The following is a 25,061-nucleotide window of genomic DNA, read 5'->3' on the forward strand; positions in this document are numbered from 1 at the left end:
TTCACTACTAATACTCGCCACGGGATGTTCTATGGAAGCATCTCTGGAGCAGCTTGCTGAAGTTGCTCCTCCACCAATCAAATTCCAGGATCCGGCAAAGACCACAGGTTTGGTGTCCGGCTCCACGCAAACAGGCACGGCCACTGGTGGCGGTGTGACTTATCACGTGCAAAGCACTGTGGGTAACTACATGTCCGGTATCGAACAGAAGACCGCGGATGACACCTACAAGGTGTACAGTTCGGTTCAGGGCGCCATCGTTTCCAACTAACCAGGCACTTCTTTGGTCCAGTGGATTTAAGTTTCAAAATAAGACAGCCGATAAAGGAATCAGACAAACCATGGAAGGGTTTTCTTATGATGTTCTTATTGGCGATACTTTTCGGATTCACGACTCCATCCCACGCGGCTGATATGTCCGTGGTGGATGTCCGCCGCAATATCACGCTGTCTGAAACCGACACCATCTATAAAGACTTCTACATCAATGCCGGACCCGGTTCCGGGTTAAAAAAGAATCTGGTGGTCACCGCCGTTCGCAAGATCAACATCCGCGATGCCAGTGGCGCCAACGCTGTTGGGGAAATCCTGGTTCCCGTGGGCCAGCTGAAAATTATCGCCATTTATGACCGCGTGGCCGTGGCCCGCGAATTCACCCTACTTTCCCGCGATGAACTGCCAATGCTGGAACAAATCGGCATCATGACCGGTGACCGCATCGACCTGGGCGGGTCCTTTATTGACAACTCCAAACCCAAAGCCAAAAAGAAGGTCGCAGAGGCCGAAATGCCCCCTGCCACCGAGGTTGTGGTAACGGCCGTGACCACGGTCACCACCCCCGCTTTGACCGCCCAAAACCCTGTAGTTTCTGCAAACCCCACCCAGGTGGTTCCTGCGGTAAATACAGCTCCGGCGGCCCTGGCTTTGACCCCTCCCCAAACAGCGGAAAGACTTGATAATTCGGTGGTTTCTGATAACACCACTCGGAATGAGTGACACAAATTCCTACTTCCGAATCCGCCTAAGCCAGGTTCCTGCTGAACTTGAAGATATCATCACCACCCACTGCTTTGAATGTGGCGCTTCCGGCGTCACCGAGGCTTTGTCGTTTTCGCAGCCTGATCTGACTTACGATCCCAAAATTCTTCATGTGCGCGCCCACGAAATGGACGTGTTCTTCACTGAAAAACCGGACAACACATTCTTTGATGGACTGTCCGAAATCAACGACGGCATCCGCTGGAATATCTTTGAAGAAGAAACCAAAGACTGGCTGGAAGAATGGAAAAAAGGCTTCAAGCCTTTCAAACTGGTGGGCGACTTCTGGGTTGTTCCATCCTGGCTGACGCCTCCTGAAGAATGCAAGCACCCGATTTACATTGATCCGGGCATGGCCTTCGGCACCGGCACTCACGCCACCACTCAGATGATGGCGTTCTTCATCCACAAGCTTTCTGAAAAATATAAAGGCGATCTTGCGAACTGGGCGATGCTCGATGTGGGCACGGGTACGGCGATCCTTGCGATGCTGGCACAGATGTCCGGCATGGGCTTGGTTGCGGGTATCGAGATTGATCCGGAAGCCCGCCGTGTGGCGCGTGAAAACGTGAAGCTGAACAAGCTTCCGCAAATTGATATTCCAGAAACGCAAATCGAAGACATCCGTGATCAATATGACGTGGTTGTTGCCAACATCATCGATGGGGTTCTGATCAACATCAAAAAAGATCTGCTGCGTGTACTGAAACCAGGCGGCCACATGCTGCTGACCGGGATTCTGGAAGAGCGTGACAATCACTTCTTTGAAAAGTTCATGGAAAACTCCGGCCTGACCGTGGTTCGTCGAATTGAAAAAGACGAATGGGTTGGATACTGGGTTCAGTCATGAGACGCTACTGGATCGAAAAAAAGGACCTGTTCCAGGATCAGGTGAACTTCACCGGCGACGTCTTTCATCACATCTTCGATGTCTGCCGCCAGGATATTGGTTCCAAATTCGAAGTGCTGACTGAAGACAGCAAGGCGTACTTTGTTGAAGTCACTCACGTGACCAAAAAGAACGCCACGGCCCGCGTTCTGGAAGAGCGAATCATACCCGCTTTGAAAGAACCGCACCTGCACCTGGTGCTGTCGCTATCGCGCTTTCCGGTGATGGACGCCATCATGGAAAAAGCTGTGGAAATGGGCGTGACCAGCATTCATCCGTTCTTTTCTGAGTTCAGCTTCTTAAGAAAAGGCGAAAAGCTTTCTGACAACAAAACCGACCGCTGGGACAAGATCGTTAAATCCGCCACCCAGCAAAGTGGCCGCGGCGACCTAATGAAGGTCCACCCTGCCATCCCATTTGAAAAGATCTCGGATTTGATTAACCGAAATGGGTCTGGCGTGGGTCTATTTGCTTATGAGGGTCCGTCGACTCTAAGCATCAAGGAATACGTCACCAAGGCTAAAGCCGACCACCCCGCTGGGATCAAAGATGTCTGGATTATCGTAGGCAGCGAAGGTGGGTTCTCTCACCGTGAGGTCGAAGAATTCCAAAAACTAGGCCTTCATCCAGTCACTCTGGGGCCCCAAGTTCTGCGAGTTGAAACGGCTTGCATGACCTTGGTCTCCGTCCTAAAGTATGACTTTGATCTGATGTGTTGATTTAAGGAGAAGGCATGGATCCTTTTGAGGAATTTGAGTTTAAGCCCCTCACGGATGGTTTGGGTTTTCACAAGAAAAAACAGGCAAATCCAGCTCCGGAAGAAAACTTCGTAGCCACCCCACGCATCAAGAAGGACCAAGGTCTGGAGCTGATTGAAGAAGCTTCCACCGATCCTCTTCGTCCACCATTGCCACGCAAAAAAGCGACAACAGCTTCCCTGCCACCGACTCCAGGTGGTTTGACTGAAGTTGGCGGCGACGGCACGTCTTCTGCGGCGGTGGATGAGATCCTTAAGACTCTGCAGAAAAACCGTCGTCTGGACTTCGACAAGTCCACGACGAAACAAAAGATCACGGGCACTGCTACCAAAGAAGAATTCAAAAAAACCACATTCAGCTTCTCGGCCGCTTTGTTGGACGGAATGCTGGTGGTTGCGGCAAGTCTTCTTTGCATGATCATCCTGCTGGTTGTGACGAAAGTGGACCTGATTGGCAATCTGACCAATCCGGATTCTCAGGGCATGATCTATCTGGCGACCTTCAGTCTGTTCGCTGGCGTATCCTTCATCTATCTGACTGTGAACCGCATCTTTGTCGGTTGCACTCCGGGTGAATGGGCGTTTGATCAACGTATCGGAAAACCTGAAGAGCTGAACAAAGCCGCTTACTCTTTGAAAGTGGTTGCACGTTCTTTGGTGGTGATCGCAACTGGTTTTGCGATCCTTCCGGTTCTGTCCGTTCTGTTCAATCAAGATATCACGGGCTCCATCACTGGCGCTCAACTGTTCAAAAAGGCATAAGTTCTATGGGTCAGGTCCGTAATCTCGATAACATTGAAACGACTCTGGCCCCTCTTCGCGCTGCCGGCAAAAAAATCGTGTTCACCAATGGCTGCTTTGACCTTCTTCATGTGGGTCACGTGCGCTATCTGCAAGAAGCTCAGAAGCTGGGTGATCTGCTGGTGGTGGGCGTGAACTCGGACGCCAGCGTGAAGCGCCTGAAAGGCCCTACCCGCCCCGTGCAGATCGAAGCCGACCGCGCCGAGATTCTGGCAGCGCTGGGTGCTGTGGACTTCACCGTCATCTTCACTGAAGACACTCCGGAAAATCTGATTCACAAGGTACGTCCTGACATTCTGGTCAAAGGCGGCGACTGGAAGATTGATTCCATCGTCGGCGCTCCGTTTGTGATGTCTTACGGCGGTCAGGTCATGTCCTTGCAGTTTGTCGATGGCAAATCCACGACCAAACTGATCGAAAAAGCCCAGCAGTAATTTTCAAATTTTAAATTTAGAAGCGGAAACCAATTTTTCCGCTATACACTGAATCGGCGTAGCGGTCGATTTGCATGGCGATGAACATTTTAGCGATATCCACGTTGATACCGAAAACCGCGTGGTCTTCAACGATATCCTGGGTCACGGTGTTTTGATCAGCAGTGATCCCGTCGGGACCACCGATAAAGGTGCCTGTCGCGCGCAAACGTCCGCCCCCCACATAGATCGCCAGACGATCCATGGTGACCGTCGCAATCAGATCATAACCCATGCTGGACACATTGATCAGATTTGAAAAGTTCGCGCCCCCGCCATAAACCATCGCCGTCAACGTCAGCGGGAAGAAGCTGGCTTCATAAAAACCCCAGCGCAGTTGCGCACCGAAGTTCTGCATCTTTTCATCCTGCACGGTCGGTGTGAAATACACGTGTGCGTCGATGTTGTAGTAAAGGCCTTTACCGATAGTCAGGGTGTAGTAATTGAACTCGCCTTTGTCGGCGGTCTTGCTGCCCAAAGTGGAAAGGTCTTCGGCGGGAATGAATTCCGTGGAAAGGCCAACCTCAATCCCCGTGTAACCACCCAGTGGATACGGATTATCAAGAATTTTGGAGGCCGATCCAAATCCCAGAATCTGCAAAGTGCGGATCTGATCACCAACAGTCAGGTTGCGGGGCAAATCAGTGGCGGCATGGGAATAAGAAGTTCCCACCAATGCGATCATCAAAATGAAGCTGCGCCAGAAATTAGAAAAGCCCATAAATATGGGCTTATTCTCATCGAAAAAGACGGGAGCTGTCCAGTTTTAAAGAGACGCAACCGCCGCAGTTTGAATTTGACTCAAAGCTGCAGAAGCCATTCCTGCGATTTCGCTGTCCTGGCTCTGTGCCAGTTGCTGGAAGATGGGAACAAATTTGCTGTAGCTTTCAACAGAGTTTGCAACCACGTCACCGCGGGAGCCGCGTGGGTCAGACAGGTTCGTACCTGTTTTTGCCGCAGCATAACCCTGCATCACAACTTGTGTCGCTGCACTCACCACCTCAGCGTTGTTGGTTTGCAAAGCAGACATCAGGTAAGGCAAGCGACCGGAAGCCGCGTAAGTTATCATATAGCTTTGTACCTGAGTCTGAACTTCCGGAGCCAGGGAATCATGATACTGAGCTGCCACCGCGAAGCTTTTCGCGCTGTAAGCACCCTTCAAGGCCATCAGACCCAGAAGCTGAGTTTCAGTTTTATTGCCACGAAGAAGATCCGTCACGATTGTATAGAATGTCTGATCGTCCACTTCTTTGGATTCATAAGCCGCAATCAGCTTAGCCACGTTTTCTTTTGTAGGCTGAGCCTGCAAAAGAGCGCGCCACTGATCACCGGACAAAGCGGATTTGTTCGGTTCTGCCTGTTTGTTGTTACCAGAAGTGTCTTCCGCGATCTGATTGTTGCCGTTGCCATCGCCCACCGTGATATCTTCACCCAGATTGGCGCGGTTTTCATCAGCACCCACCACGTTGATATCAACGGATGGTTTCTTGATTTCAGTTGGAGCTTTGGAGTTTTCTTTCTTTTTAGCCGCAGTTTTTGCAGCCGCTGGCTTTTGACCTGCCGCTTGAGCTTCTGCTTTCTTCGTATCAGCTTTTTTCTTTTCAAACGGGTTCTTGTAATCACGGGAGATTTCACGGTCACCCAGGTCAAACAAAGCCGCCAGAATGGATTTCGGGCGAGGCATTTCGTAAACGACCTCAAGCTCCTTCATCACGTTTTGAACAGGGGATTTCAACAGATAGCTCATCCCGCCCACCATCACGATGGCAAAGCCGACGATTGCGATTTCGAGTTTTTTATCTGTGAAGCTCATTGGGGCCTCCTGTTCCTATCTGTATGTAAGAGCAGTGCCTGTGCCACCTATTGGCCAATATAGAGCATTTAGCGCAATCCACTCTGAGACAGAGCCGTACTTGCGCAACCCCCTGTCAGGTTTTTGATCATTTCTCAGAATGGGACAATGGAATCAGACGTGGCTGGAGCCGGGGCAGAAGCCAGGGCGCGGGCCGATAGAGGGGAACTCGCGGCAGGTGTCCGGGCGCTTTTCATAGACCGTGCACAGGCGGGTTTTGGTATCCAGGAACAGACAGTCCCGGTTCGCTTTTTGAGACAGCATGAAGAACTCGGTGCCTGAGCGGTAGGACACGATAATGCCCTCTTTCATCAGACGCTTGGCTAATTTCTTGATGGAGCCCTGGGCCTCGTCTTCGGTGGCGACACCCAAGCGGATCAGATCCGAGATTTTGATCTCGACCGGCATCGTGCAACAGCCGCCATGGCAGCCATTGCACATTCCAGATTTATAGGGTTTCCACGTCGAAGGACGGTCGATATCAGGCTTTTTCATGAACTATAACTATGGAAGCTGCTGCTTTCTTTTTACCAGTTTGCTGTTGTACTTCGCAGACGGATCTGCGGCAGTCAGCAATACAACACTGTAGCCACGGTTGTAAAGCTCGCGCAAAAACTGAGGCATGATTTCAGCAGTTCTTCTTTGGATGTCATGGAAAAGGACGATGCCACGCCCCTGACTTTCTACGTTCGCCAGAACGCGGGCCAACAACTGTTCATTGCTTTGAGTTCTCCAGTCGTCACTTTCAATATTCCAAGCAAACTCACCGGTGGACTTGGTTTTCAGGAAAGCTTTCAAATCCTTGGAAGTCTCACCATAAGGGAAGCGGAACACGGGGTCCACCCAACCAAGAACATCAAAGACCGCCTGGTGACCACCGCGGATTTCCGCTGCGGCTTCATCGAAAGTCAGGTTGCGATTGCCCATTTGTTTGTAGCAGGCAATGCTGGTTCCCAAGCACGCGTGCGTGATCGAGTGACTGCCGATAACATGTCCATCAGCGGCAACACGTTTCAAAGCATCCGGATTGGTTCGTACAGATTTACCGGTGGCGAAGAACATTGCTTTCGCATTCACTTCCTTCAAAGCACGCAAGATCGCGTCAGTGTAAAGGCCGTGAGGACCATCGTCAAAGGTCAGAACGATTTCCTTGCGAGCCACGTCACCTCTTACCGCCATATATCCATTGGACATATCACGCTTTTGGGTGTTGTCAGGGAAACGGAAAGAATTCTGTGACTGCACAGCTTTCAGAGCATGCCCCTGAACGGCCATGGTTTCGCGCTGTTCATCAAAGTGCGCATCCACCTGAGCCAGAAGCTCTTCTTTACAACCACTCACCAAAGCGCGGTTGTTTTCATCGCGGATTTCATTTTCAAACAAAGTCAGATCCTGGGCCGGAAGCGTTTGAAGCTCCTTGCACAGTTCGGTCTTCATGGATTCACGCTTGCTGGAATCAACCATGAATTCATGGCGCCAGTTAGCAAACAATGCTTCCGGGTTGGCTTCAGAGTTCTCCCACTCAACCAGCGTTTGCGCTGATTGGTTGTCAGACACCGCCTGACGAACACTGCTACCGATCTGGCTTCCACATCCCACCAAGGAAGCCGCAGACATGATTAACATTCCCCCGAAAACAAGATTCTTCATATTCACCTACTGAGAAACGTCAGTACCCTGACCTACATTAAGAACGTTCCAAGCAATCTTCTGCTGTTCGTCCTGGGTTTCGTCGTCCTTCTTGGCTTCCGGTTTCTTTAAACTGAATTTGATCTTGGAATTTTCAATAATCACACGTGGATCCACGGAGTGATTGTCGAAGATAACCAAGTTGCGGGAGGCCTGCGCCGTCACCACATGCGGGTTCCACAGGTATCTGAAATAGATCACCAAAGAACCGATAAACTGACTGAACAACAAAGACAAAAGACCCAGGCTCAACAGGCCGATCTGCGGCAGGGTTGTTTCCCAACGGGCTCTTTCCAGAACCTCAAAACGCGTGTCGATGGAAATCTTCATCGCATCCAATTTGGTCAACGCTGTGCTTAGTTCCTTATAACGGTTGAACTCAAGCTCGGATTTCTTTTTCAGGTCTTCGACCATTTGGGCTGCGAACGGAAGGTCTTTCACTTCCTTTTTCAGTTGAGCGATGGAAGCCTGCACCTGACCCAGCTTGCCAGCCAGGATGTTGTTTTCGATTTTCAAAGCCTCAATACGACCACCCACACCGTACAGTGCAGATTCTTTCTGCTTGCCACGGCCGGCCTGCAGATAATCGATCATCTTTCTGTTTTCCGCCATTTTCAGTTTGATCTCGTTGGAACGAACCAAAAGGTCAGAAACGTAATCACCCATCTTGTCTTTGGAAGCCAAAGGCAGCAGATTTTCATCTTTGTTCTGCATTTCAGCCAGCTGCTTGCCCAGGGAAACAAGCTTTTCATCAGCATCGGCTTTTTGTTTTGTCATGAAGTCTTCCACACGGTTGATTTCACTCAGCTCGCGGGTCTTCAGCTTTTCCGCTGCCAGTTCAGAAACCGTGTTGGACAGGAACAACGACATGGACTTAATTGGAGTCACCGCAGAAACGCGGATCTCGAAATCAGAATCCAGATTGATTTTTGTCCAGGCATTCAAAATCTGCAGCAACTGAACTTTGCTTTCTGGATTTGCAGCCAGACCGTTCAGGTACTTTTCTTTGAAGATCTCAAAACCTTTGCGCTCTTCCAGAGTGATTTCCTTGCTGTTGCCACGGGCTTGCACGCGGTTCAGCAGATCCTCATAGAATTCACGGGTTTTAAGATATTCAATGTGCTTGGAAAGAACGCTGCTGCCCTTTTTGGATTCCTGAACCGACTTGGACATGCCAAAGAACTGGTTCGAGAACGCCTGCAAGGAGGAGTTCTGGGAATCGTGGATCACGATCGTGGAGTTGGCCACAAATGGAACCTTAACGGCATAAACTAAAGCGCTGATTGCAAAAAGAACTGCGGTAAACAGGGCAAACATCCGCCAGTGCGACAGATACAGTTTGATAATTTCGCCTACTGTTAATTCCGGTTCAATATGTTGATCACTCATATTTCCCCACCTTCTAGTGTCACGAACCTGTAAGCATTGGTTGTGCCACCGAAAAATGGCTTTGGCCTGTGTTATATAAGCAATGAGGATTAAGAGTTTGAAATTACTTCACGGCAGAGCGCCCATTTGACAACTTCCACAGCAGAAGGACCGCCAGAATGAATAGGCTCCCAACCAGCGGACCGAAGGCAAGTCCCAGTCGGAAATGGGTTACTTCGGACTGCTCAGTCAGGGCCCAGGTCAGGATCTGTCCGGTAACAGCCAAAGCCACCCCCCGAGAGATCTTCCCGATCATTTTCCACACCCCAAAATAGAGCCCTAATTCGTCACGTCCCGTGCGATCTTCTTCGGCCTTCACTATATCGGTCAAGAGCGACTCCAAAAGCACGGCAGAGCCTACCAGCATTCCCCCGACGCCAGAGGCCCACAACAGAGCCCAGCCCACTTGCTCTGGAGGCAGCATGGGATAGATGAAGGAGCTCACCATGCCTAAAACAAACACCCCCCACATCAGGGCCCGGCGCTTGGGCACGTACTTGACCAACAGCAACCAGCCCGGGATGGCAATGGTGAACGACAGCAGAAACAGCAGCAAAACGGCGGTGATTTCTTTTTCGGAAAATTCCAGGGCCTCGCGATAAAAATACAAAGCCACCGACGAGTTGAAAGTCAGACCGATATTTGCCACAAAATAAGCCGACAGCAGCGGCATGAAGTTGCGGTTCTTCAGCGGCTGAAACATCGAAAACTTGGCCTGCCCTTGTCCCTGCCTAGCCGGACGGTTATAGCGAAGAGCCGTGTACCACGACACCAGCGTGCCCACACACAATAGCAACACAATCATCCACGCCGTCTGCGCATAGGGCTTTGATTCACGCGCGATCAGAAAATATCCCGGTACCGCAATTCCAAAGATCGCACCCAGATTGCCGAAAGCCAGCCGCCAGCCAATCAACTTGGAACGCTCACGGGAATCTTCAGCCAGATCCCCCACCAGCGCCGAATACGGCACACTCAAGCAGGTGTAGGCCGTATTCACCAGCAGTGAGAACCCCAGCAGATACAAAAATTTTGTCGTCATGGATTCCATGGGCGGAGGATTCAACAATCCCATGATGCTCACACACAAAAATACCAGCCCCCAGGGCAGGAAAGAATAGCGCTCGCCCCGCTTGAAGCGCACACGATCAGAATAGTAACCGATCATCGGATCAATCAGCGCATCCCAAAAGATGGCCAGTCCCAGCGCCAACCCGGCCAAGGATGAATTTAAACCCACTTCCTGAGTATAAAAGACGAGCAAATGCAGACGCAGGAAAATCTCAACACAGTTGATTCCCAACTCTGCAAAGCCGTAGCCGAAGCCTTTCATTATTTTCCTGTTCGAGAGACCGACGCAGCAATAAAGCCAAAGACCATCCAGTAAAGACGATCTGCCATGCCTCCTAGAGACAAGTGTATGTGATAAATAACCAGAATAGGAATATGGGACAGTAAATAGATCGCGACCTGTCGTTTGGAAATGTCAAAGCTCACAAGGGCTTTAAAAGACCCGACAAGCATCAGGATTAGCGAGATGCCAGCAAGCACAATCAGCGGCCAGCCACCGATCACCCCGGCCGAGACAAAGATATTGTGCGGGTCTTTCATGGCGTTGTAGTTGGAAACATCGACTTCATTTCCGGAAGCAAACTTCGAAAGAAGTCCGTGCCCCAACCAAGGCTGTTGCAGGAAGATCTGACTGCCCCGTTCGACCTCTTCCCAGCGAGACGCGATCCCGTCCTGCGCCTCGCGCGTGCCCAAAGAGCTTTGCCCCGTGGCGACCCCGCGGGCGAAATCATACACCTGGGTTCCGAAGAACAGCGCAAATGTCAGCAGAATCGACAAAGATGCGAACTTGAAAATACGCCCTTCATTGGTTTCAGTTTTATGCAAAACCATCGTGACAATGAAAGCCAGCACGGCCGCCCCGGCGGACGAACGGGTTCCCGTTAAAATGATGGCAAAGAAGCTTCCCGCCAACACCAGCGCGCTGAAAACCTTATGTTTCATTTTCCGGTCTTCAAGCAAAGTTCCCAATGAAAACACAAAGGCCACAGTCGCACAGGTCACCATATGCGGAATGTGTTTAAAGACGCCGACAAAGCGACCGCCCTTAAAGACGGCTCCACCGGCAACTAACCACAGCACCAGTGAAATCAGCACCAGCACGCCCGACCAGCGCTGCACAAAGTACATGAAATCTTTTACGTCCCACAGACTGGGAATGATCATGCCGTATATCACCACCATAAACAGCGACACGGCCAAAGCTCCGACTTGCATGACCGGAGATTCCTCGGTGTTCACAAAGCTGATTTGTAAAAGGGTCTGCACCGTCATGGTCAGGATCAGGGCAAAGACAAAGAGCTTATAGAAACCACTTAAATGATGCCGATCGCGCACCTTCAACCACATCAGGCCCAGTGGCAGGCCCAACAGGAAGCACAGGAACACATTCACGAAGGGATGCATGCCCTGCTGAAAAATCAAAAATGAAAAGCTGTAAGGTACGGGAAGCAAAAAGCTTCCCAAAGAGATCTTGGAAAGGAACAACAGGGCCACCAGGGCTTTGATCAGAAATAGAATTCGACCATCGCGGGCCCGGATCATTATTTATCCCCAGTATTTTTATCGATCAGAACTGCTGTTAGCACGATCCCCAAAACGATGGACACAATCGTGATGCCGCGGGAAGCTTCACTGCTGATCCAGGGAGTGCGCGGTGGAACATAGACAAAGTCATCCTGGCCCAGCTTCAGATTCTTGCCGCCGCCGTATTTGATGATCTTTTCGGCATCCACTTCATAGGCGCCTTGATATTCACTCAGCGCTTTCATATTCAGATCGGACCATGATTTCGGTTCCGTTTTACGAACCAGAACCTCAGAAAGGTCCCCCCCGTTTGTGGTTCCCCCCGCCAAAGTCAAAAGCTTCAACAGTTCGGTATTTGCAGGAACGTAATAGATGCCTGGTTTATAAACCGCCCCCAGCAATTGAACACTGATCAGGGATTCTTTAGGGGAAGAACGGAAGATGTATTCAGAGGCTTGTGCCGGCGGCTTGATGTCGCTTAACAAACCCAACTCTTGGGCATGAACAGCCGGGGTGCAAGCCAACCCAAAGATGAAAGCCACAAACAGGCGCAGGGACTTTTGGATATTCATTACTCTCTCCTTCTACACTCGTGCGTATTCAACACTGGACCTAAATCGAGAGCCTCGACTCTTGTCAATAAATTTCGATGACTTGACTTCCGTCTGTGCTTCACAATGAAGTCTATGACGAACTCTGTTCCTGATCACGAAAAACTTTTTGATGAGATCTGCGGCAAACTCAATGAGCTAAGCACACAACCGGAAGACGGTCCAGTGCCAGCCCCACCAAAGTATGAGCAGATGCAAGTTCAGATGAAAAAATTCCACTCAGAGCTGGTAGGCAGCCAGGAAGAACTTCGCGAGAAGATCAAGTCCCTGGAGAACGTGTCTTACGGTGCTGAAACGTTGGACGCACAACTGCAGGGCCTTGCCAATCAACTGATTGCTGAGCGCTCGAACAACACCAAGTTGAGTGGCGATCTGGCGAAGTCTTTGGAGCTCAGCCTGCAACTGCAGCTTGAGATCCAAGGTCTGAAAGCGCGCGCCTTGCAAATGCAAAGCGAAGAAAAGAAATACAGCCAGGCACTGTTTGAAAAGAACAAACAACTGCAAAGAGACCTGGATCTGAATCAGGCGCTGAAAGACGAAACCTCCATGGAGCTGATGAAAGCCAAAAGTGCTTTCGCCAAAGAAGAGTCCTTGTGGGAAGAACAGCGTGAACACTTTGAAAACGAAATCCACACACTGAAAGGCGAACGCCAAAACCTTCAGAACAACGTGGAAGAGCTGCAAAACACCATCACCCAGCGTGATGAAACAATCACTTCCCTGAATGAAGAGATCGAAAAGATCTCTGCTTCCTTCAGCGAAGTCGAGTCTTCAGCGGCTCAGCAAAATGACGTTCTGAAAAACCTGATGTCCGTGGCCGAAACCAAGATTGTGGAAATGAAGCTGGCTTTGGACAAAAAGTCCCTGGAAGCTCAGGACTACTACAGTCACCTGCAGCAGGCATTGACTCAACTGGGTGTGCTGAAACAGGAAAACGGCGCGCTTAAAGAGTACGTCCAGAAGCTGAACTACTACCATCAGCAGGCGCAACACGCGCAGATGGCCGTGGCTCAGATGGCTCAGGTTGCCGCCGCTCAGGTTCAGGGAGCTCCGGTTCCTCAACAGCAGCAACAACAGGTATCAACTTAGTTCTTTCTTTTCAGACCTCGATCACGCGGGACACTAAATAGTCACCGCGTGACTATTTAGTGACCGCATGGCGAGGAAGATCCGGATACGATCTGTATTCCTGAACCTGCTTCGCAGCCTCACCTTTAATTCGGAAATAAGGAATATTGGTTTTAACATCTCCCAGACCCAGTTTCTTGAACGGGTTTTTGGAGTTGTTCCAGCTGTAGTGTCCCGTGAAGAAGTCAAAGCGGCCCAGACCCTTGATGCCATGACCACGGTCACGGATCACAAAGTAACCACTGTGCTTGGATCCATCAGGCAGTTCCAAACCCACCACCGCAGGAATGTAAATAACCTCACCCGGCTTATAGATCGTCAGATCCGCTGCCAATGTATAGAACGGATCAAGGCATGAACTGCGCACACCGTAACCGAATCGGCAGCCGTCATGAGGAATTTCAAAGAAACGATCCTGACCCTGGAAGTTACCGATAATATTAAACGTGTGAGTCACACCCTTTTGCACAACACCGCAAGTGCCCTGCAGTGAGCAGGCTTCCGCAGTTTTTGGGCAGACCTTCAACAATGTTTTGCCGCCTTCACCATAAAGCGGTCTTTTGGTGTTGGCCGGGCACAGAGTCTTTTTGTCTTCATCAATAATCACAAAGTAGTAAACAGTCGGCTTCAAAACACCAGGGCCTACCATTTCACTTTTTGGAATGGACGGAACTTCGGGTTCTTCTTCACTGTTATCTGGTGCTTCTTCAGCAATTTTTTCCGGCACCACAGGCTTGGCTACTGGTTTTGGTTCCGGCTTGGTTTCGGGTTTGGTCTCCGGCTTCGGAGTTACAACCTTTGGAGTTTCCTCTTTTGGTTGCTGCGGTTTTGGAGCTGGCGTCTTCGGCGTTTCCGCAGGCGTCGCTTCTTCCTTTACCGTTTCAGTCTTGGTGGTATTCGCATTTTTTTGCGCTTGAGATTTCTTCGGAGCGATCACTTCGATCACTTCCTCTTCATCAGTGCCCATGGCTTCTTCATAGCCATAATAGCCGTAGCTGTCCTTATTCACTTCGGACGGCAACTGATTGGTACCTTGATTGGCGTGGAATGTATGAACGCCAGCCTTCATCTGCCCACAGGCCGACAACGCCAGCAAAGCAGCTAATAGACTAGGTATTGCAATATGTTTCTTACTCATATTCAAACTCCTGACCTTGAGACTGGCGCAGAATACCAAGGTCCCCAATAAACCCGGGATTTTTGTGTTCCCCTTGAAAAGATGAAAATCGAGGTGACGAAAATAGGTACCGATAAAAACTGGTGCCATGTTATCCTGCTGTAATGAGCACAGACACTTTTCTATCCATCGACTTCGGCACAAGTAATTCTCTGGTAGGAGCTTACCATCAAGGCAAGCGTTATGAGGCCCTGCCTTTGGATGAAAAAGCCTCGGATCCGACCATGATGCGGACCCTGCTCTATTTCCCCAACCCGGATCTTTGTTATTACGGTTCTGAAGCGATTGAGCAGTATATTCAGCAGGATATGGAAGGTCGCTTATTCCGTTCTTTCAAGTCTCACCTGCCCAATCAGAACTATCTGGGAACGGTTCTCGACAACCGCATCCTGACTTTGGAAACCCTGATCGGGGTCTTTCTGCTGGAGTTGAAAAAACGAGCTGAAAAAACTTTAGACACTGAGGTCACCAAGGCCGTGATCGGAAGACCGGCCAGATATTCCATGGACTCGGTGGCGGACGGCTTTGCCCTGCACCGAATGCAAAAAGCCGCGGCCTTCGCCGGCTTTAAAGAAGTGCAGTTTGTTCCGGAACCTTTGGCAGCCGCCTTTGACTATCGCCGCCAGCTGACTTCTGAAAAGATCGTTCTGATCGGTGACTTCGGCGGAGGGACCTCGGATTTCACGCTGATCAAACTGCGCCCTTCCGGGTTTTCGAAAGACGACGTGCTGGCCATTGATGGCTGCCCGCTGGCAGGCGATGCCCTGGATAGCGTGTTCATGAGTCACAAGCTGAACGAATACTTTGGCGCCAAGTCCCGCTATCGCCTGCCGATGGGAAGCAACGTGATGACCATGCCCAAAGGTGTGACCCTGCGCCTGAATCATCCCGCACACATCGTGCACTTGAAAGAAAAAGACACTTACGAATTTATTCGTGAAGTGAAGAAGTGCTCTTTGACTGCCAAGGATGCCGAAGCCGTGGAAAGATTGTTCGTGTTGATTGAAGACCAGCAGATCTTCCCGTTCTTTGAAAACATTGAAAAAACCAAACGCGCCCTTTCCAACAGCAATGAAACGGATTTCGACTTTGATTATCCGGGGCTGGAAATCAGCGAGCACTTCACCAGCCCGCAATTTGTCGAATGGGCCAAAGACACCCGCGAAAACATCTTTGCATCGCTGGATCAATGCCTGAAGGACGGAAACGTCACGGCTGACCAAGTCGATCTGGTGTGCCTGACCGGCGGAACTGCGAAAGTGCCCTTCATTCAGAAGGAATTTGAAAAGCGTTTCGGTTTGCAGCGTCTGCAAACGCAGTCCCACTTCCACTCGGTGCTTTCGGGCCTGACAGAGGCCGCGGGCTTTGTGGCACAAGGGACGCAGATTCTTTAGGCAGAAGCTAATCCTGCCCTTGCTTCTTTTGTTTAAGAATAAAACGGACCGACATATCCTTGGCAAAACCAGACACCTTCAGGCTGGCGAAAGACCCCTCTTGCAGGCGCAGCACAGGTGTTTGACCTTCGGCGACCTGACCGCTTCCCACAGGGTTTGCGGTAAAGTTTAGCATGGTCGAAAAAGAATCCAGGCGATCAGGACGGTTTTCAAGGCGGTAAGAGGTGGAACCCACGAACATGCGAATTCCGTGACGTTCTTCCAATTCGTCAGGAGCATCGTAGCGGTAAGAAATTCCGTAAAAATCAGATCTGCGATTGAACAACTGCTCTGCCTGATAGTCGCTGTATTCAATCATCGCACAATCACTGTTCACACACCATTCTGCCGACAGACTGACTGCCGGGAATGGCCCTTCCGGCAGGTAAAAATCCGGCAAGGCCGCGACACGGGTGTGCAGAGCGCAGTCCCCATTCCCCAGACAGATCTGCACATCCGGATTTTGCTCAGTGATGGTAAGAGTTTCAGCAAGGCCGGTTTCAAGATTCACCAGTTGCCACTGACGGCCATCGCTTTTTTGAATTTGATATTTAACTTTATAGTAGTGCGCACCCAGCGAGATCACACGATCCACATGATCCGCGGCGAAGACATACCAAGAGCGAAAAAGACCGGGATATCCCTGGCCTCCGGAAATATAATTTTCCGCCAACCAGGCGCCATCGATAGTTTGGGCCTGAGCACGTCCCCCATTGATACAAAACACCAGACACAATAATGATGCGGCAAAAAATTTTCTCATAGAAAGAAGCCTAGCTTCGCTTCCTCAGGCTGTCACAATGCAATGTGATACAGGCCCATTGTTTCACTTGTGCAACAGTGCTTTGCATTTCTGTGGTCTGGCGAAACAGTCAAAACTGTCCGACAATCAGACTATGAAGAAACCATCCCGGGACATCAGTCGCAGATCATTGCTATTGGGAGCTGGCAGCCTTGCTGCCGCCGCCGGGATCAGTCAACTGACTTCGGCCAAGGAGCTTCTTATGATCTTCGATCCCTCCCGTAAAAGCGATTCAGCAGAAATGCCAGCCCTGTTCATCGGGCACGGCAGTCCCATGAACGCCATCGAAGACAATCAATACGGTCAGCGCTGGTTTGAGCTTGGAAAAGAAATCGGCAGACCCAAAGCGATTCTTTGTGTGTCCGCTCACTGGCTGAGCGCCGGGACCTGGGTCACACAAATGGAACAACCTCGCACCATTCATGACTTCTATGGCTTCCCGCAAGCACTACATGACATGCAGTACCCGGCTCCGGGAAATCCGGAACTGGCGGCAGAGCTTCGCCGTCTTTCCAAGAATCCAAAAATTCAGGCCGATGAAAAGTCCTGGGGCTTGGATCACGGCACGTGGTCGGTGCTGGCAAAGATGTATCCGGAAGCAAACATTCCTGTGATTCAGCTTTCCATCGACATGTCGGAACCGGCCTCCTTTCATTTTGAACTGGGCAAAACTCTGCATCAGTTGCGCAAACAAGGCGTTCTGATTCTGGGAAGCGGCAACATCGTTCACAACCTGCGACGCATCGACTGGAACTCTCCGAACAAGGGTTCGGACTGGGCGGTGGAATTTGACGAATGGGTGAAAGCCCGTCTGGAAGTGCGTGATTTTAAATCCGTCACCGAGGACTTTGGCAAAACCCTGGCTGGACAACTGAGTGTGCCGACTCCGGATCACTATCTGCCGCTGATGTATGTGCTGGGCGCTGCTGGCGACAAAGAAGAAGTAAAATGGGAACTGGAAGGCATGGATATGGGAAGTCTTTCCATGCGAGCGCTCAGCTTTGGCAGAAAGATCTAAGTCATGAGCCTGCAATACATCTATCGTCCGGCAAAAGTTAAATCCCAAGGCAAGTTCCCCGTGCTGTTATTGCTTCACGGGGTTGGCGCAAATGAGCAGTCATTGCTTTCACTGACGGAAGGATTGGATTCCCGCTTTGCAGTTTACAGTCTGCGTGCCCCCTTGGTTTTGGGTGCAGGAAGCTTTGCGTGGTTTCATGTGAATTTCACCGCCCAGGGGCCTTTGCACAATCAGCAAGAGGCCGAACAGTCGCGAAAAATTCTGGTGGATTTCATTCGTACTTTGCCAAAAGAAAATCCGGAGATCGACGCTGACAATGTTTTTGTTCTGGGATTCAGCCAGGGCACAATCATGGGACTTTCTTTGGCTTTGACGGAGCCTGAGCTGTTCAAGGGCCTTGTCGCGATTTCCGGGCGCACACTGCAGGAAATCTCGGCCCAAGCCCAAAAGCGCACCTATCCCCGTTCACCGAAAGTGCTGCTGATGCATGGACGTCAGGACAGCAAACTTCCCTATACTCATGGCCTGAACACCGAGGCCGTATTGAAGGCCGCCTCATTTGACTTTCAGTTTGAAAACTATGAAGCAGACCATCACATCACGCCGCAGATGCTTCAGGACCTGCACCAATGGCTTTTAAAACGCATCTGAGCCAGACTGCAATGTTTTGCTGCGCTCCCGGCGGCACATTTTTGCTGCACATTATGCTAAAGTTGATTATCTCAATGGCTAAGAGGTGAACTTATGATTCAAGCATTCCGTATTTTAGGTTGGCTCGAAGGGGCTTCCTTCCTGATTCTTCTTTTGATCGCTATGCCTGTGAAATACATGGCAGGCAATCCTGCGATGGTGAAAGCCATGGGTCCTATCCACGGTTTCCTATTCATCGGTTACATCCTGATGGCAAACTTCATTGCCAGCGAACTGAACTGGTCCATGAAACAAAGATTACTTTCCTTCGCAGCGGCCGTGCTTCCCGCAGGCACTTTCTGGTTTGAACGTAAATATCTCGATAAGAAAGAGACTGTTTAGGAAAAACAAAAAAGGCCCGGAAACGGGCCTTTTTTATTAATAGGGACTATAGAATACTTCAGTTTCGCAACTGCCATAGGAAGGATCATCTGACCATTGTGTAAATGTATAGAACCCCTCCCCCATCCAGCCGTCGTAAACAGATATGTATACAGCCTGTGGAATATACCAATTTGTTTCATCAAAATCCAATGAGGCACCCCAACCGGGGGCTCCATTATTCAAAATAAAATCCCAGCCAGAACTATCAATCTGAACAGTTACGGGGCCAGATGGTTCGTGCGGCAGGGAAACCTCGTAATAACCTCCATCATATGGCCCCCATATTGGTGGAAGACTTGATAGGCAAACTATCTTCGGCATAGACTCACTGATCTTTAAGGCGACGCTGGGCAGTGTCTGCCCAGACAGACCCCCACCAGATGCTGTATGCGTAATAGTCGTATTTCTCTCACCATCTACCACTAAATTATCCGGAACCTTCACATGCACCACTTGGTTCGCATTCCAATTTTGTTGATCAAAATTCAGCGTCAGGGATTGAGTGCCAGACAACCCATCAAGAGAAAGTTGAACATCAGACAGAGCTGCCAAGGCTGAAATTGTAACTGTCCCAGTAGGCTCGCTACTCAAACGAACGGAATATGACGTAGAGACAGTATCACCCTCAGTTACTTCAAGACTTTGCCCGACAATGACAACAGGTGGTGGAGCTACGATCGAAATTGCTATTGTCTTTGTAGAAATATGTTGTCTCAAGTTAACGACAACGTCATGAAGAAGGTCTAGTATAAGATTGAGGTCATCGATGTCTGCTTGATATAAAGCGCGATGTGCACTACTTAGTGCTGACTCCTTAGCAATTTCCTTTTCAATTTTTCTGGTTCCACCATTTTTAATAGCAACTCGCAATGAGGACACTGCAGCTTTATCTGTCCCATACAGCGACGCTGTGAAACTCTTTGTTCCTATATCAGATATCGATGTTTGCCGCTCATACTTGTACTTAACTTCAGAAGTCTTCACTGCAAAGACACTCTGCGCGTTAAAATTAGCCACAATATCAAACTCTTGTTCTTCTGAAATACCTGTTCCCAGTGGATCAATATCTATATCTACCTTCAATAAATCCCCTGCATCAAACGTATCTGCGACCCTTTCAGTGGATAATATGAGCGCTTCTGTCATGACCTTGCGAGACTTCAAACTCGCCGCAACATTAATACTTTTCGTGAGAGTACCAACAGAGCTGCGACTTAAAGCTAAGTCACTTTTCAAATCCGCTTTCTTCTGCCCCAGATTCTGAATTGCTAGGGTTAAACTCGCAGCCTTATCTGGATCGGTCTCAATAGACTTAAGTTCCTTTAATTTAACAATTTCTTTATCAACAATAACTATCTGAGATCTCACAGATTCCGCAAAAACTTTATTCTGGGAATATACATGAACCGTCCACAACACGGTTCCAACTTGCAGTGACTTTAAAACCCCCGCAAACTCTCTATCACTAAGCTGTATAACCCTCTGAGATTGCGAACCGACCACGCTTTCAACATGATATTCCAAACTCTCATGCAACGGAGCTAATGAGATTAGCAATGCCGCATTTTGGCCATCTATATACTGCTGACGATCTGTTCTGATAATACCGATGCTTTGGGCAGAAGCCGAAATGCCCCAAAACAACATCAAAAATAAGAAAAATCTATTCTTAGAATTCATTTTTCACCGCTTTACAGTAAGATTTATTTAAAGGTGCCAGGAGTTACGACAACAACTGGTGTAGAGGCAGTTCCGCCTATAGTGGAACCATCGCCCAAGCTTCCTTCAACATTAGTACCCCAGCATTTCGAAACTCCGTTTTGCACAGCGCACGCATAACCAGGAGCCACCGAAAGACTTGTAACACCAGAGGTGAGACCCACAACTTGCACTGGCACAACTACAAAGCCAGTAGTTTGACCATTGCCCAAGGTTCCGCCCTGTGCGCTACCCCAACACTTAGCACTTCCGAGATTTGTAATCGCACACAACGATCCTCCACCAAGTGCCACTGACACTACCGGATCTATATCTATAGTTACTGGAGTCGGCGAGTTCCCACTGGTAATCGTACTTCCCAACTGCCCAGACTCGGCGCTGCCCCAACATTTTAGTTGATCAAACATCAGAGCACAGGCGGACTGATTACCAGCCTCTACATCGCTCGCGTCACTAATACCGGCGACCTTCCGAGGGGCATAGGAAGTCTCGTAACCTCCGTTTCCAAGTTCTCCTTTTGTATTTCGGCCCCAGCAATAAACACTTCCATTTTTTACGACTGCACATGTAAAAAAGTCACCTGCAGCAACATCAATCACATCCGAGAGCGGCAGCTCTGCAGGCACAACTATATATTGCTCAGTGGAACCAACTCCCAGCTGACCAAATTGATTATTTCCCCAGCAATATACCGTTCCTTTAGAAATAGCGCAGGTATGGGCAGCACCGACTGACAACTTCTCAAATCTACCGGCCACACTGACCTGAACCGGAATATTTCTTCCGTACTGATCTCCCGTACCAAGTTGTCCCCAAGAGTTTGCCCCCCAACACCACAATTCGCCTCGGAGAATAGCGCAATTATGACTTGAACCTGTTTTAATATCCGTTACCCCATTCAATAGAGCAGGAGTTGTAGGAGTATTGGTAGATAGAGAAGCCGAAGCGTTCCCAAGCTCTCCATTAGCATTTGCACCCCAGCAATAAACCGCGGATCGATATATACCGCAGGCAGTATCGTAGCCAGCAGCAACTGTCATAAACTCATCAGGTCGATCAACTACATTGACGAGAGTGATTTCAGTTCCTCCAAGAACAGGCATGTTGTCAGAAATATTCTGAAACGCTGACCTAATAAGGTTTACGTCATTAAGTTCTCTTTGATAGTAGTCTACAATTGCGGGATCTAAGGCCGAATCCCGAAATCTAATTAGCTCTGCTATTCTTTGACTGCTAACCAAGTAGGCATTGAGAATAGACTCAGCATGGTGATAGTTAGCATAATAGAAACTGACCGACAAAACCTGAGGTCCTAATGCCAGCGCTGCACTATTTACCGTAGTCTTAAAGCTACTATCCGTAACCTTGTCGAAGTAAATTCGCTCTCCGCCCAGCCAAGCCTCTACGCGATTCTTAGTTCGTTCGGAAGTATCCGGAAACACATCAACAAAAATATCGACTTTATCTCCAAATGTAACGTCTCCGGTCGGAGTATCAATGTGCACTTTGATTGGCTCACTGGCTCTCCGCATTTCTGGTGGGTCACCAATATTCACGTCCAATGTTTTAGTCTCGACCAAGACACGATGACTTTCAATCCTAGCAAGAAGCTCTGATTTTTGCGTTTCGTACTCGGAAACTGCGACCACAATTGCAGCCTTCTTGTCGGACTCTGTCTCCTGCTCGTATCGTTCATTAAGAGCGAAAATCTCTTTCTCAATTCTAATAACGGCAGCTTGTACATCTCGCGCCAGAACCCTATTCTGCAAATAGGCTTTTACTTCCCACACGAAGGATCCAGTCAATGCGGGACTAGCTATAACCCCCGCATATTCAGTTTCCCCGAATCGAGTAACCTTCAGATTCTCGCCATCAAACTTACTGGTTATGTATATCTCGACCTCAGGATCCGTCGGAGTCGTTCGCACAGACGCAATAAGTGCCAGTCTTCCGCCAACAATTGGATTGCCATAGCTATTTAACTCTAGAAACTTCGGCGCATTCGCCTGCGCATCAAGACAGAAGATAACGAAACAAAAAATAAGAATAAGATTCTTCATGGCGTATCCCCCACGATCTCAATATTACAAAGATACTCAAATGGCATTAGGTAACCCCGAACCTTAACAAGAACACGCGCCTGGTACGTTCCGACAGCCAAACCATCAAACGTAGATTTAATGTCAGCCCCTTCAGATCGCACATAGTCAACATTTCCCACTAAGACTGAGCCTGGCCAACCAACCAAATCCAGGAAGAAATGCCCTGATACGTCATTCATAACATCGACGTCTTCAACCTCGGTAAATCCATTCAGATATCCAAGGAAGTCAAAAGGGACCCTCAGGATCTGAGATGGCAACAAAGCACTTTCTTCGTGCTGACCAAAGCCAATCGGAACACTGGTAGCCATCGGGGCGGGCAACTTATTCGTTCTAAGCAGAAGAGTACGAGGAGCTCCGCTGCTCTCTATTTGCCATTCCAATAACGCTTCAGCCCAATCACCCGAGACAAATCCTGCGGGATCCACGAAGATATCAAGAAGGTATTCACCGTTGGCTGGCACAACAAGACCGCCAACCGGAAAGTCTACACCAAACACCGTGGTACTGCCAAAATGAGTTAAAACAGGAGCATTCGTGATCGTAATTGGAGATGAGGTTGTGTTTTTGACAACAATGGAAGTAGCCGAAATTTCGTCAAATGCGCCAAATATTGGAACATAGGACTTAGCAGATAGAACTTCTAAATCTCTCTCACCCGACCACTGCTCCACAGGAAATTTTGTTAACAGCGAAACGCCCAGAGCCGTCGTCGGAGCCACTTCAATCTGAAGAATCTTCTTGTGATTGGAAGGTGTTTGCACGACAAACGGAATCTTGAATCCCAAGGTATAGGCACTGTGATTCTCAACCGAGAAATCAAATGTCTGACAGGACTTTTTAGCTATGCGTCCCTTTTTTCCACCAGATATAAATACAATCTGGTCGGCACCAAAAATCTGGTAGCTCATCTCTTGAGGTAAGTTATTACATGCTTTAAAAGTACCGATATAAACACCATTACGATCAACCGCCCCGTTTATCACCGAAGGGAGTAGTGTCAGCGGGTCTTTTGGCCCCACAGTCACAACAGTTAAAGATGGCGTACTCTGATTCACACCATTTGAAACCACCAAAGAAACAACGTAAGTTCCTGGAGCTGCGGAACTAAACACTGGTTTTTGAATAGTGCTGTCATTGAATACACCGTCTAAAGTGCCAGCGTCATCCGGCTTTGTAACAATACTCCATAAGTAAGTTACAGGCGTACCATCTGGGCTATAAGAAGAACTGCCATCCAGCTGGATTGGAGTTTCGGCTGGTGTAGATACAGGAATCCCCGCAAAAGCCACCGGAAAAGCTGAGCCGCCACCACTCAAGTTATCAATTGCGAAATATGCGTTTTGAAGATTCGCAACAACCGTACTACCACCTTGAATGGATTCGATAGTGATATTCTTTAATCCCTCTGTCAGGGAAGGAGTCGTAAAGGTGATGGAGGAAGCTGTCACAGAAAGTGATTGCAGTGGAATTTCATTTCCACCAATTACAAGTTTGGTCGTATTCAGGAGATTCTGACCATGTACCACCACGACTTTGTTACCAGCTGAGTCGCCATAGGCGGGCTCGCAAGAGGTCAAGACTGGCGAATTCACTGGTGGCATCGCGGGTCCAATTTGATGAGTGCTGACTTTTGTAGAGACTGGTCTTTTCAGAGAGTCCAAAGAGTTTTCTAAGTCTGTCTTAAATACCTGCTTATCTGCTCGTTGGGATTCCAGGTAGGCCTTTCTCGCTGGATCCGTTTCCCGAACAATCTGTCTGCTCAAAGCATCAATCTCTTGGCGAACCTCAAGGAGTTGCAAACGGATTGCTTCAGACTGGTGCCTATTCTGCAAGAAAAACTGTGCTTCAAAGTTCAATGACCCAGCAGTCAAAAAAGAACGCTTGTCAGTTGTCCACAAACGTCCACCCTGATGATACATCTGCACAGGCGCACCGTTTATCTGTGCCACCACAATCGGATCAACTTCAGCCTCTCCTTCAAAGTCTGTAGATAGTTCAACAACAAAGTAAACGTTGTCGCCAACAGCAGCTGTCGCAGGCATCATATAGACATCGGTTATGGTATATTGGCGATCCAAATGAATTAATTTTTGTACTACCTTGGTATAATTACGACTCGGAGAAGCCACAGCAACGCTTCCACCAAGCAAAGACCATAGGGAAATCAAAGACCCCAAAAGGGCCACGCGCCATCTCATTAAATACCTCCATGTAAATAAGATATGCTTTATAACACTGCATCGAGTGCGATAGTTCAAAACAAGATTTTTTGTTTATATATGGCAGCAATAGCTCGACCAAAGACAACTTGGGGCATTTGCTTTTCTAGACGATTCTTCTTCAGAACTCTATAGAAGAAAATCCCTGCAATAGACTGATGGAAAAGAGCAAGATTCCCTGTCTTCCATTACCATATCTACAAATACCGGAGGTCAGTTACACACGGCTTGGGGCATCTAACCATTTTACTTC

At 49.1% G+C, this 25,061-nt stretch carries 24 protein-coding genes; 11 read left to right on the forward strand and 13 right to left on the reverse strand.

Features of this window, described 5'->3' with window-relative positions:
• Positions 1–31: 31 nt before the first annotated feature.
• The 6 genes from BDT_RS15995 to rfaE2 all read left to right on the forward strand — a co-directional run bounded on the left by BDT_RS15995 (position 32) and on the right by rfaE2 (position 3,919).
• Positions 32–271 (forward strand): hypothetical protein, encoded by a 240-nt coding sequence (locus tag BDT_RS15995; RefSeq protein WP_015092281.1) that lies wholly within the window; start codon positions 32–34, stop codon positions 269–271.
• An 86-nt stretch (positions 272–357) separates the two neighbouring features.
• The gene (locus tag BDT_RS16000) at positions 358–996 is read left to right on the forward strand and encodes a hypothetical protein (RefSeq protein WP_015092282.1); all 639 of its coding nucleotides are present in this window, start codon (positions 358–360) and stop codon (positions 994–996) included.
• Positions 989–1,888: a 50S ribosomal protein L11 methyltransferase gene (locus BDT_RS16005; protein ID WP_015092283.1), complete on the forward strand. Its 900-nt coding sequence runs from the start codon at positions 989–991 to the stop codon at positions 1,886–1,888. The genes BDT_RS16000 and BDT_RS16005 overlap by 8 nt, the downstream gene beginning before the upstream one ends.
• Complete coding sequence (locus BDT_RS16010; protein ID WP_041577969.1) at positions 1,885–2,646, forward strand: RsmE family RNA methyltransferase; 762 nt, start codon at positions 1,885–1,887, stop codon at positions 2,644–2,646. Before BDT_RS16005 ends, BDT_RS16010 begins: the two co-directional genes overlap by 4 nt.
• Positions 2,647–2,660: 14 nt before the next feature.
• Positions 2,661–3,446 (forward strand): RDD family protein, encoded by a 786-nt coding sequence (locus tag BDT_RS16015; protein WP_015092285.1) that lies wholly within the window; start codon positions 2,661–2,663, stop codon positions 3,444–3,446.
• 5 nt (positions 3,447–3,451) lie between these two features.
• On the forward strand, positions 3,452–3,919 hold the full coding sequence (gene rfaE2 / locus BDT_RS16020) for a D-glycero-beta-D-manno-heptose 1-phosphate adenylyltransferase (RefSeq protein WP_015092286.1): 468 nt from the start codon (positions 3,452–3,454) through the stop codon (positions 3,917–3,919).
• Between the two features lie 16 nt (positions 3,920–3,935).
• On the opposite strand, the gene BDT_RS16025 is transcribed toward rfaE2, so the two are convergent.
• The 8 genes from BDT_RS16025 to BDT_RS16060 form a co-directional block, all read right to left on the reverse strand.
• Positions 3,936–4,679 carry a hypothetical protein gene (locus BDT_RS16025; RefSeq protein ID WP_015092287.1) on the reverse strand — a complete coding sequence of 248 codons (744 nt, stop codon included), beginning with the start codon at positions 4,677–4,679 and terminating at the stop codon, positions 3,936–3,938.
• A 45-nt stretch (positions 4,680–4,724) separates the two neighbouring features.
• Positions 4,725–5,771: a hypothetical protein gene (locus BDT_RS16030; protein WP_015092288.1), complete on the reverse strand. Its 1,047-nt coding sequence runs from the start codon at positions 5,769–5,771 to the stop codon at positions 4,725–4,727.
• A gap of 153 nt (positions 5,772–5,924) precedes the next feature.
• Positions 5,925–6,305: a YkgJ family cysteine cluster protein gene (locus tag BDT_RS16035; protein ID WP_011165627.1), complete on the reverse strand. Its 381-nt coding sequence runs from the start codon at positions 6,303–6,305 to the stop codon at positions 5,925–5,927.
• A gap of 9 nt (positions 6,306–6,314) precedes the next feature.
• Positions 6,315–7,460, reverse strand: a complete 1,146-nt coding sequence (locus BDT_RS16040) for a polysaccharide deacetylase family protein (protein ID WP_015092289.1) — start codon at positions 7,458–7,460, stop codon at positions 6,315–6,317.
• Positions 7,461–7,466: 6 nt separating this feature from the next.
• Positions 7,467–8,888, reverse strand: coding sequence for a hypothetical protein (locus BDT_RS16045; RefSeq protein ID WP_041577970.1), 1,422 nt, complete (start codon positions 8,886–8,888; stop codon positions 7,467–7,469).
• Positions 8,889–8,991: 103 nt separating this feature from the next.
• Complete coding sequence (locus BDT_RS16050) at positions 8,992–10,260, reverse strand: MFS transporter (protein ID WP_015092291.1); 1,269 nt, start codon at positions 10,258–10,260, stop codon at positions 8,992–8,994.
• Positions 10,260–11,540, reverse strand: coding sequence for an O-antigen ligase family protein (locus BDT_RS16055; protein WP_015092292.1), 1,281 nt, complete (start codon positions 11,538–11,540; stop codon positions 10,260–10,262). The genes BDT_RS16050 and BDT_RS16055 overlap by 1 nt, the downstream gene beginning before the upstream one ends.
• Positions 11,540–12,094 (reverse strand): SLBB domain-containing protein, encoded by a 555-nt coding sequence (locus BDT_RS16060; protein ID WP_015092293.1) that lies wholly within the window; start codon positions 12,092–12,094, stop codon positions 11,540–11,542. Before BDT_RS16060 ends, BDT_RS16055 begins: the two co-directional genes overlap by 1 nt.
• Before the next feature lie 105 nt (positions 12,095–12,199).
• Here BDT_RS16060 and BDT_RS16065 point away from each other — a divergent pair, with 105 nt between their 5' ends.
• Positions 12,200–13,222, forward strand: a complete 1,023-nt coding sequence (locus BDT_RS16065; protein ID WP_015092294.1) for a hypothetical protein — start codon at positions 12,200–12,202, stop codon at positions 13,220–13,222.
• 52 nt (positions 13,223–13,274) lie between these two features.
• Here BDT_RS16065 and BDT_RS16070 read toward each other — a convergent pair whose 3' ends face one another.
• The gene (locus tag BDT_RS16070) at positions 13,275–14,399 is read right to left on the reverse strand and encodes a 3D domain-containing protein (protein ID WP_235046162.1); all 1,125 of its coding nucleotides are present in this window, start codon (positions 14,397–14,399) and stop codon (positions 13,275–13,277) included.
• Between the two features lie 143 nt (positions 14,400–14,542).
• Here BDT_RS16070 and BDT_RS16075 point away from each other — a divergent pair, with 143 nt between their 5' ends.
• On the forward strand, positions 14,543–15,832 hold the full coding sequence (locus BDT_RS16075) for an Hsp70 family protein (RefSeq protein ID WP_015092296.1): 1,290 nt from the start codon (positions 14,543–14,545) through the stop codon (positions 15,830–15,832).
• Positions 15,833–15,839: 7 nt separating this feature from the next.
• Here the strand turns inward: BDT_RS16075 and BDT_RS16080 are convergent, their stop codons facing one another.
• On the reverse strand, positions 15,840–16,634 hold the full coding sequence (locus BDT_RS16080) for a hypothetical protein (protein ID WP_015092297.1): 795 nt from the start codon (positions 16,632–16,634) through the stop codon (positions 15,840–15,842).
• Between the two features lie 280 nt (positions 16,635–16,914).
• Here BDT_RS16080 and ygiD point away from each other — a divergent pair, with 280 nt between their 5' ends.
• The 3 genes from ygiD to BDT_RS16095 all read left to right on the forward strand — a co-directional run bounded on the left by ygiD (position 16,915) and on the right by BDT_RS16095 (position 18,723).
• Positions 16,915–17,691, forward strand: coding sequence for a 4,5-DOPA dioxygenase extradiol (gene ygiD, locus BDT_RS16085; protein WP_200859572.1), 777 nt, complete (start codon positions 16,915–16,917; stop codon positions 17,689–17,691).
• 3 nt (positions 17,692–17,694) lie between these two features.
• Complete coding sequence (locus BDT_RS16090; protein WP_015092299.1) at positions 17,695–18,342, forward strand: alpha/beta hydrolase; 648 nt, start codon at positions 17,695–17,697, stop codon at positions 18,340–18,342.
• Between the two features lie 93 nt (positions 18,343–18,435).
• Entirely contained in the window at positions 18,436–18,723 is a 288-nt protein-coding gene (locus BDT_RS16095; RefSeq protein WP_015092300.1) for a DUF3817 domain-containing protein, read from the forward strand.
• A 36-nt stretch (positions 18,724–18,759) separates the two neighbouring features.
• Here BDT_RS16095 and BDT_RS16100 read toward each other — a convergent pair whose 3' ends face one another.
• The 3 genes from BDT_RS16100 to BDT_RS16110 are packed head-to-tail and all read right to left on the reverse strand — an operon-like array spanning position 18,760 to position 24,787.
• Positions 18,760–20,445 carry a hypothetical protein gene (locus BDT_RS16100; RefSeq protein WP_015092301.1) on the reverse strand — a complete coding sequence of 562 codons (1,686 nt, stop codon included), beginning with the start codon at positions 20,443–20,445 and terminating at the stop codon, positions 18,760–18,762.
• A 23-nt stretch (positions 20,446–20,468) separates the two neighbouring features.
• Positions 20,469–22,544: an RCC1 domain-containing protein gene (locus BDT_RS18990; RefSeq protein ID WP_015092302.1), complete on the reverse strand. Its 2,076-nt coding sequence runs from the start codon at positions 22,542–22,544 to the stop codon at positions 20,469–20,471.
• Complete coding sequence (locus tag BDT_RS16110; RefSeq protein ID WP_041577971.1) at positions 22,541–24,787, reverse strand: IPT/TIG domain-containing protein; 2,247 nt, start codon at positions 24,785–24,787, stop codon at positions 22,541–22,543. The genes BDT_RS18990 and BDT_RS16110 overlap by 4 nt, the downstream gene beginning before the upstream one ends.
• Positions 24,788–25,061: the final 274 nt, after the last annotated feature.

Source organism: Bdellovibrio bacteriovorus str. Tiberius (genome assembly GCF_000317895.1).
Taxonomy (GTDB): Bacteria; Bdellovibrionota; Bdellovibrionia; order Bdellovibrionales; family Bdellovibrionaceae; genus Bdellovibrio; species Bdellovibrio bacteriovorus_F.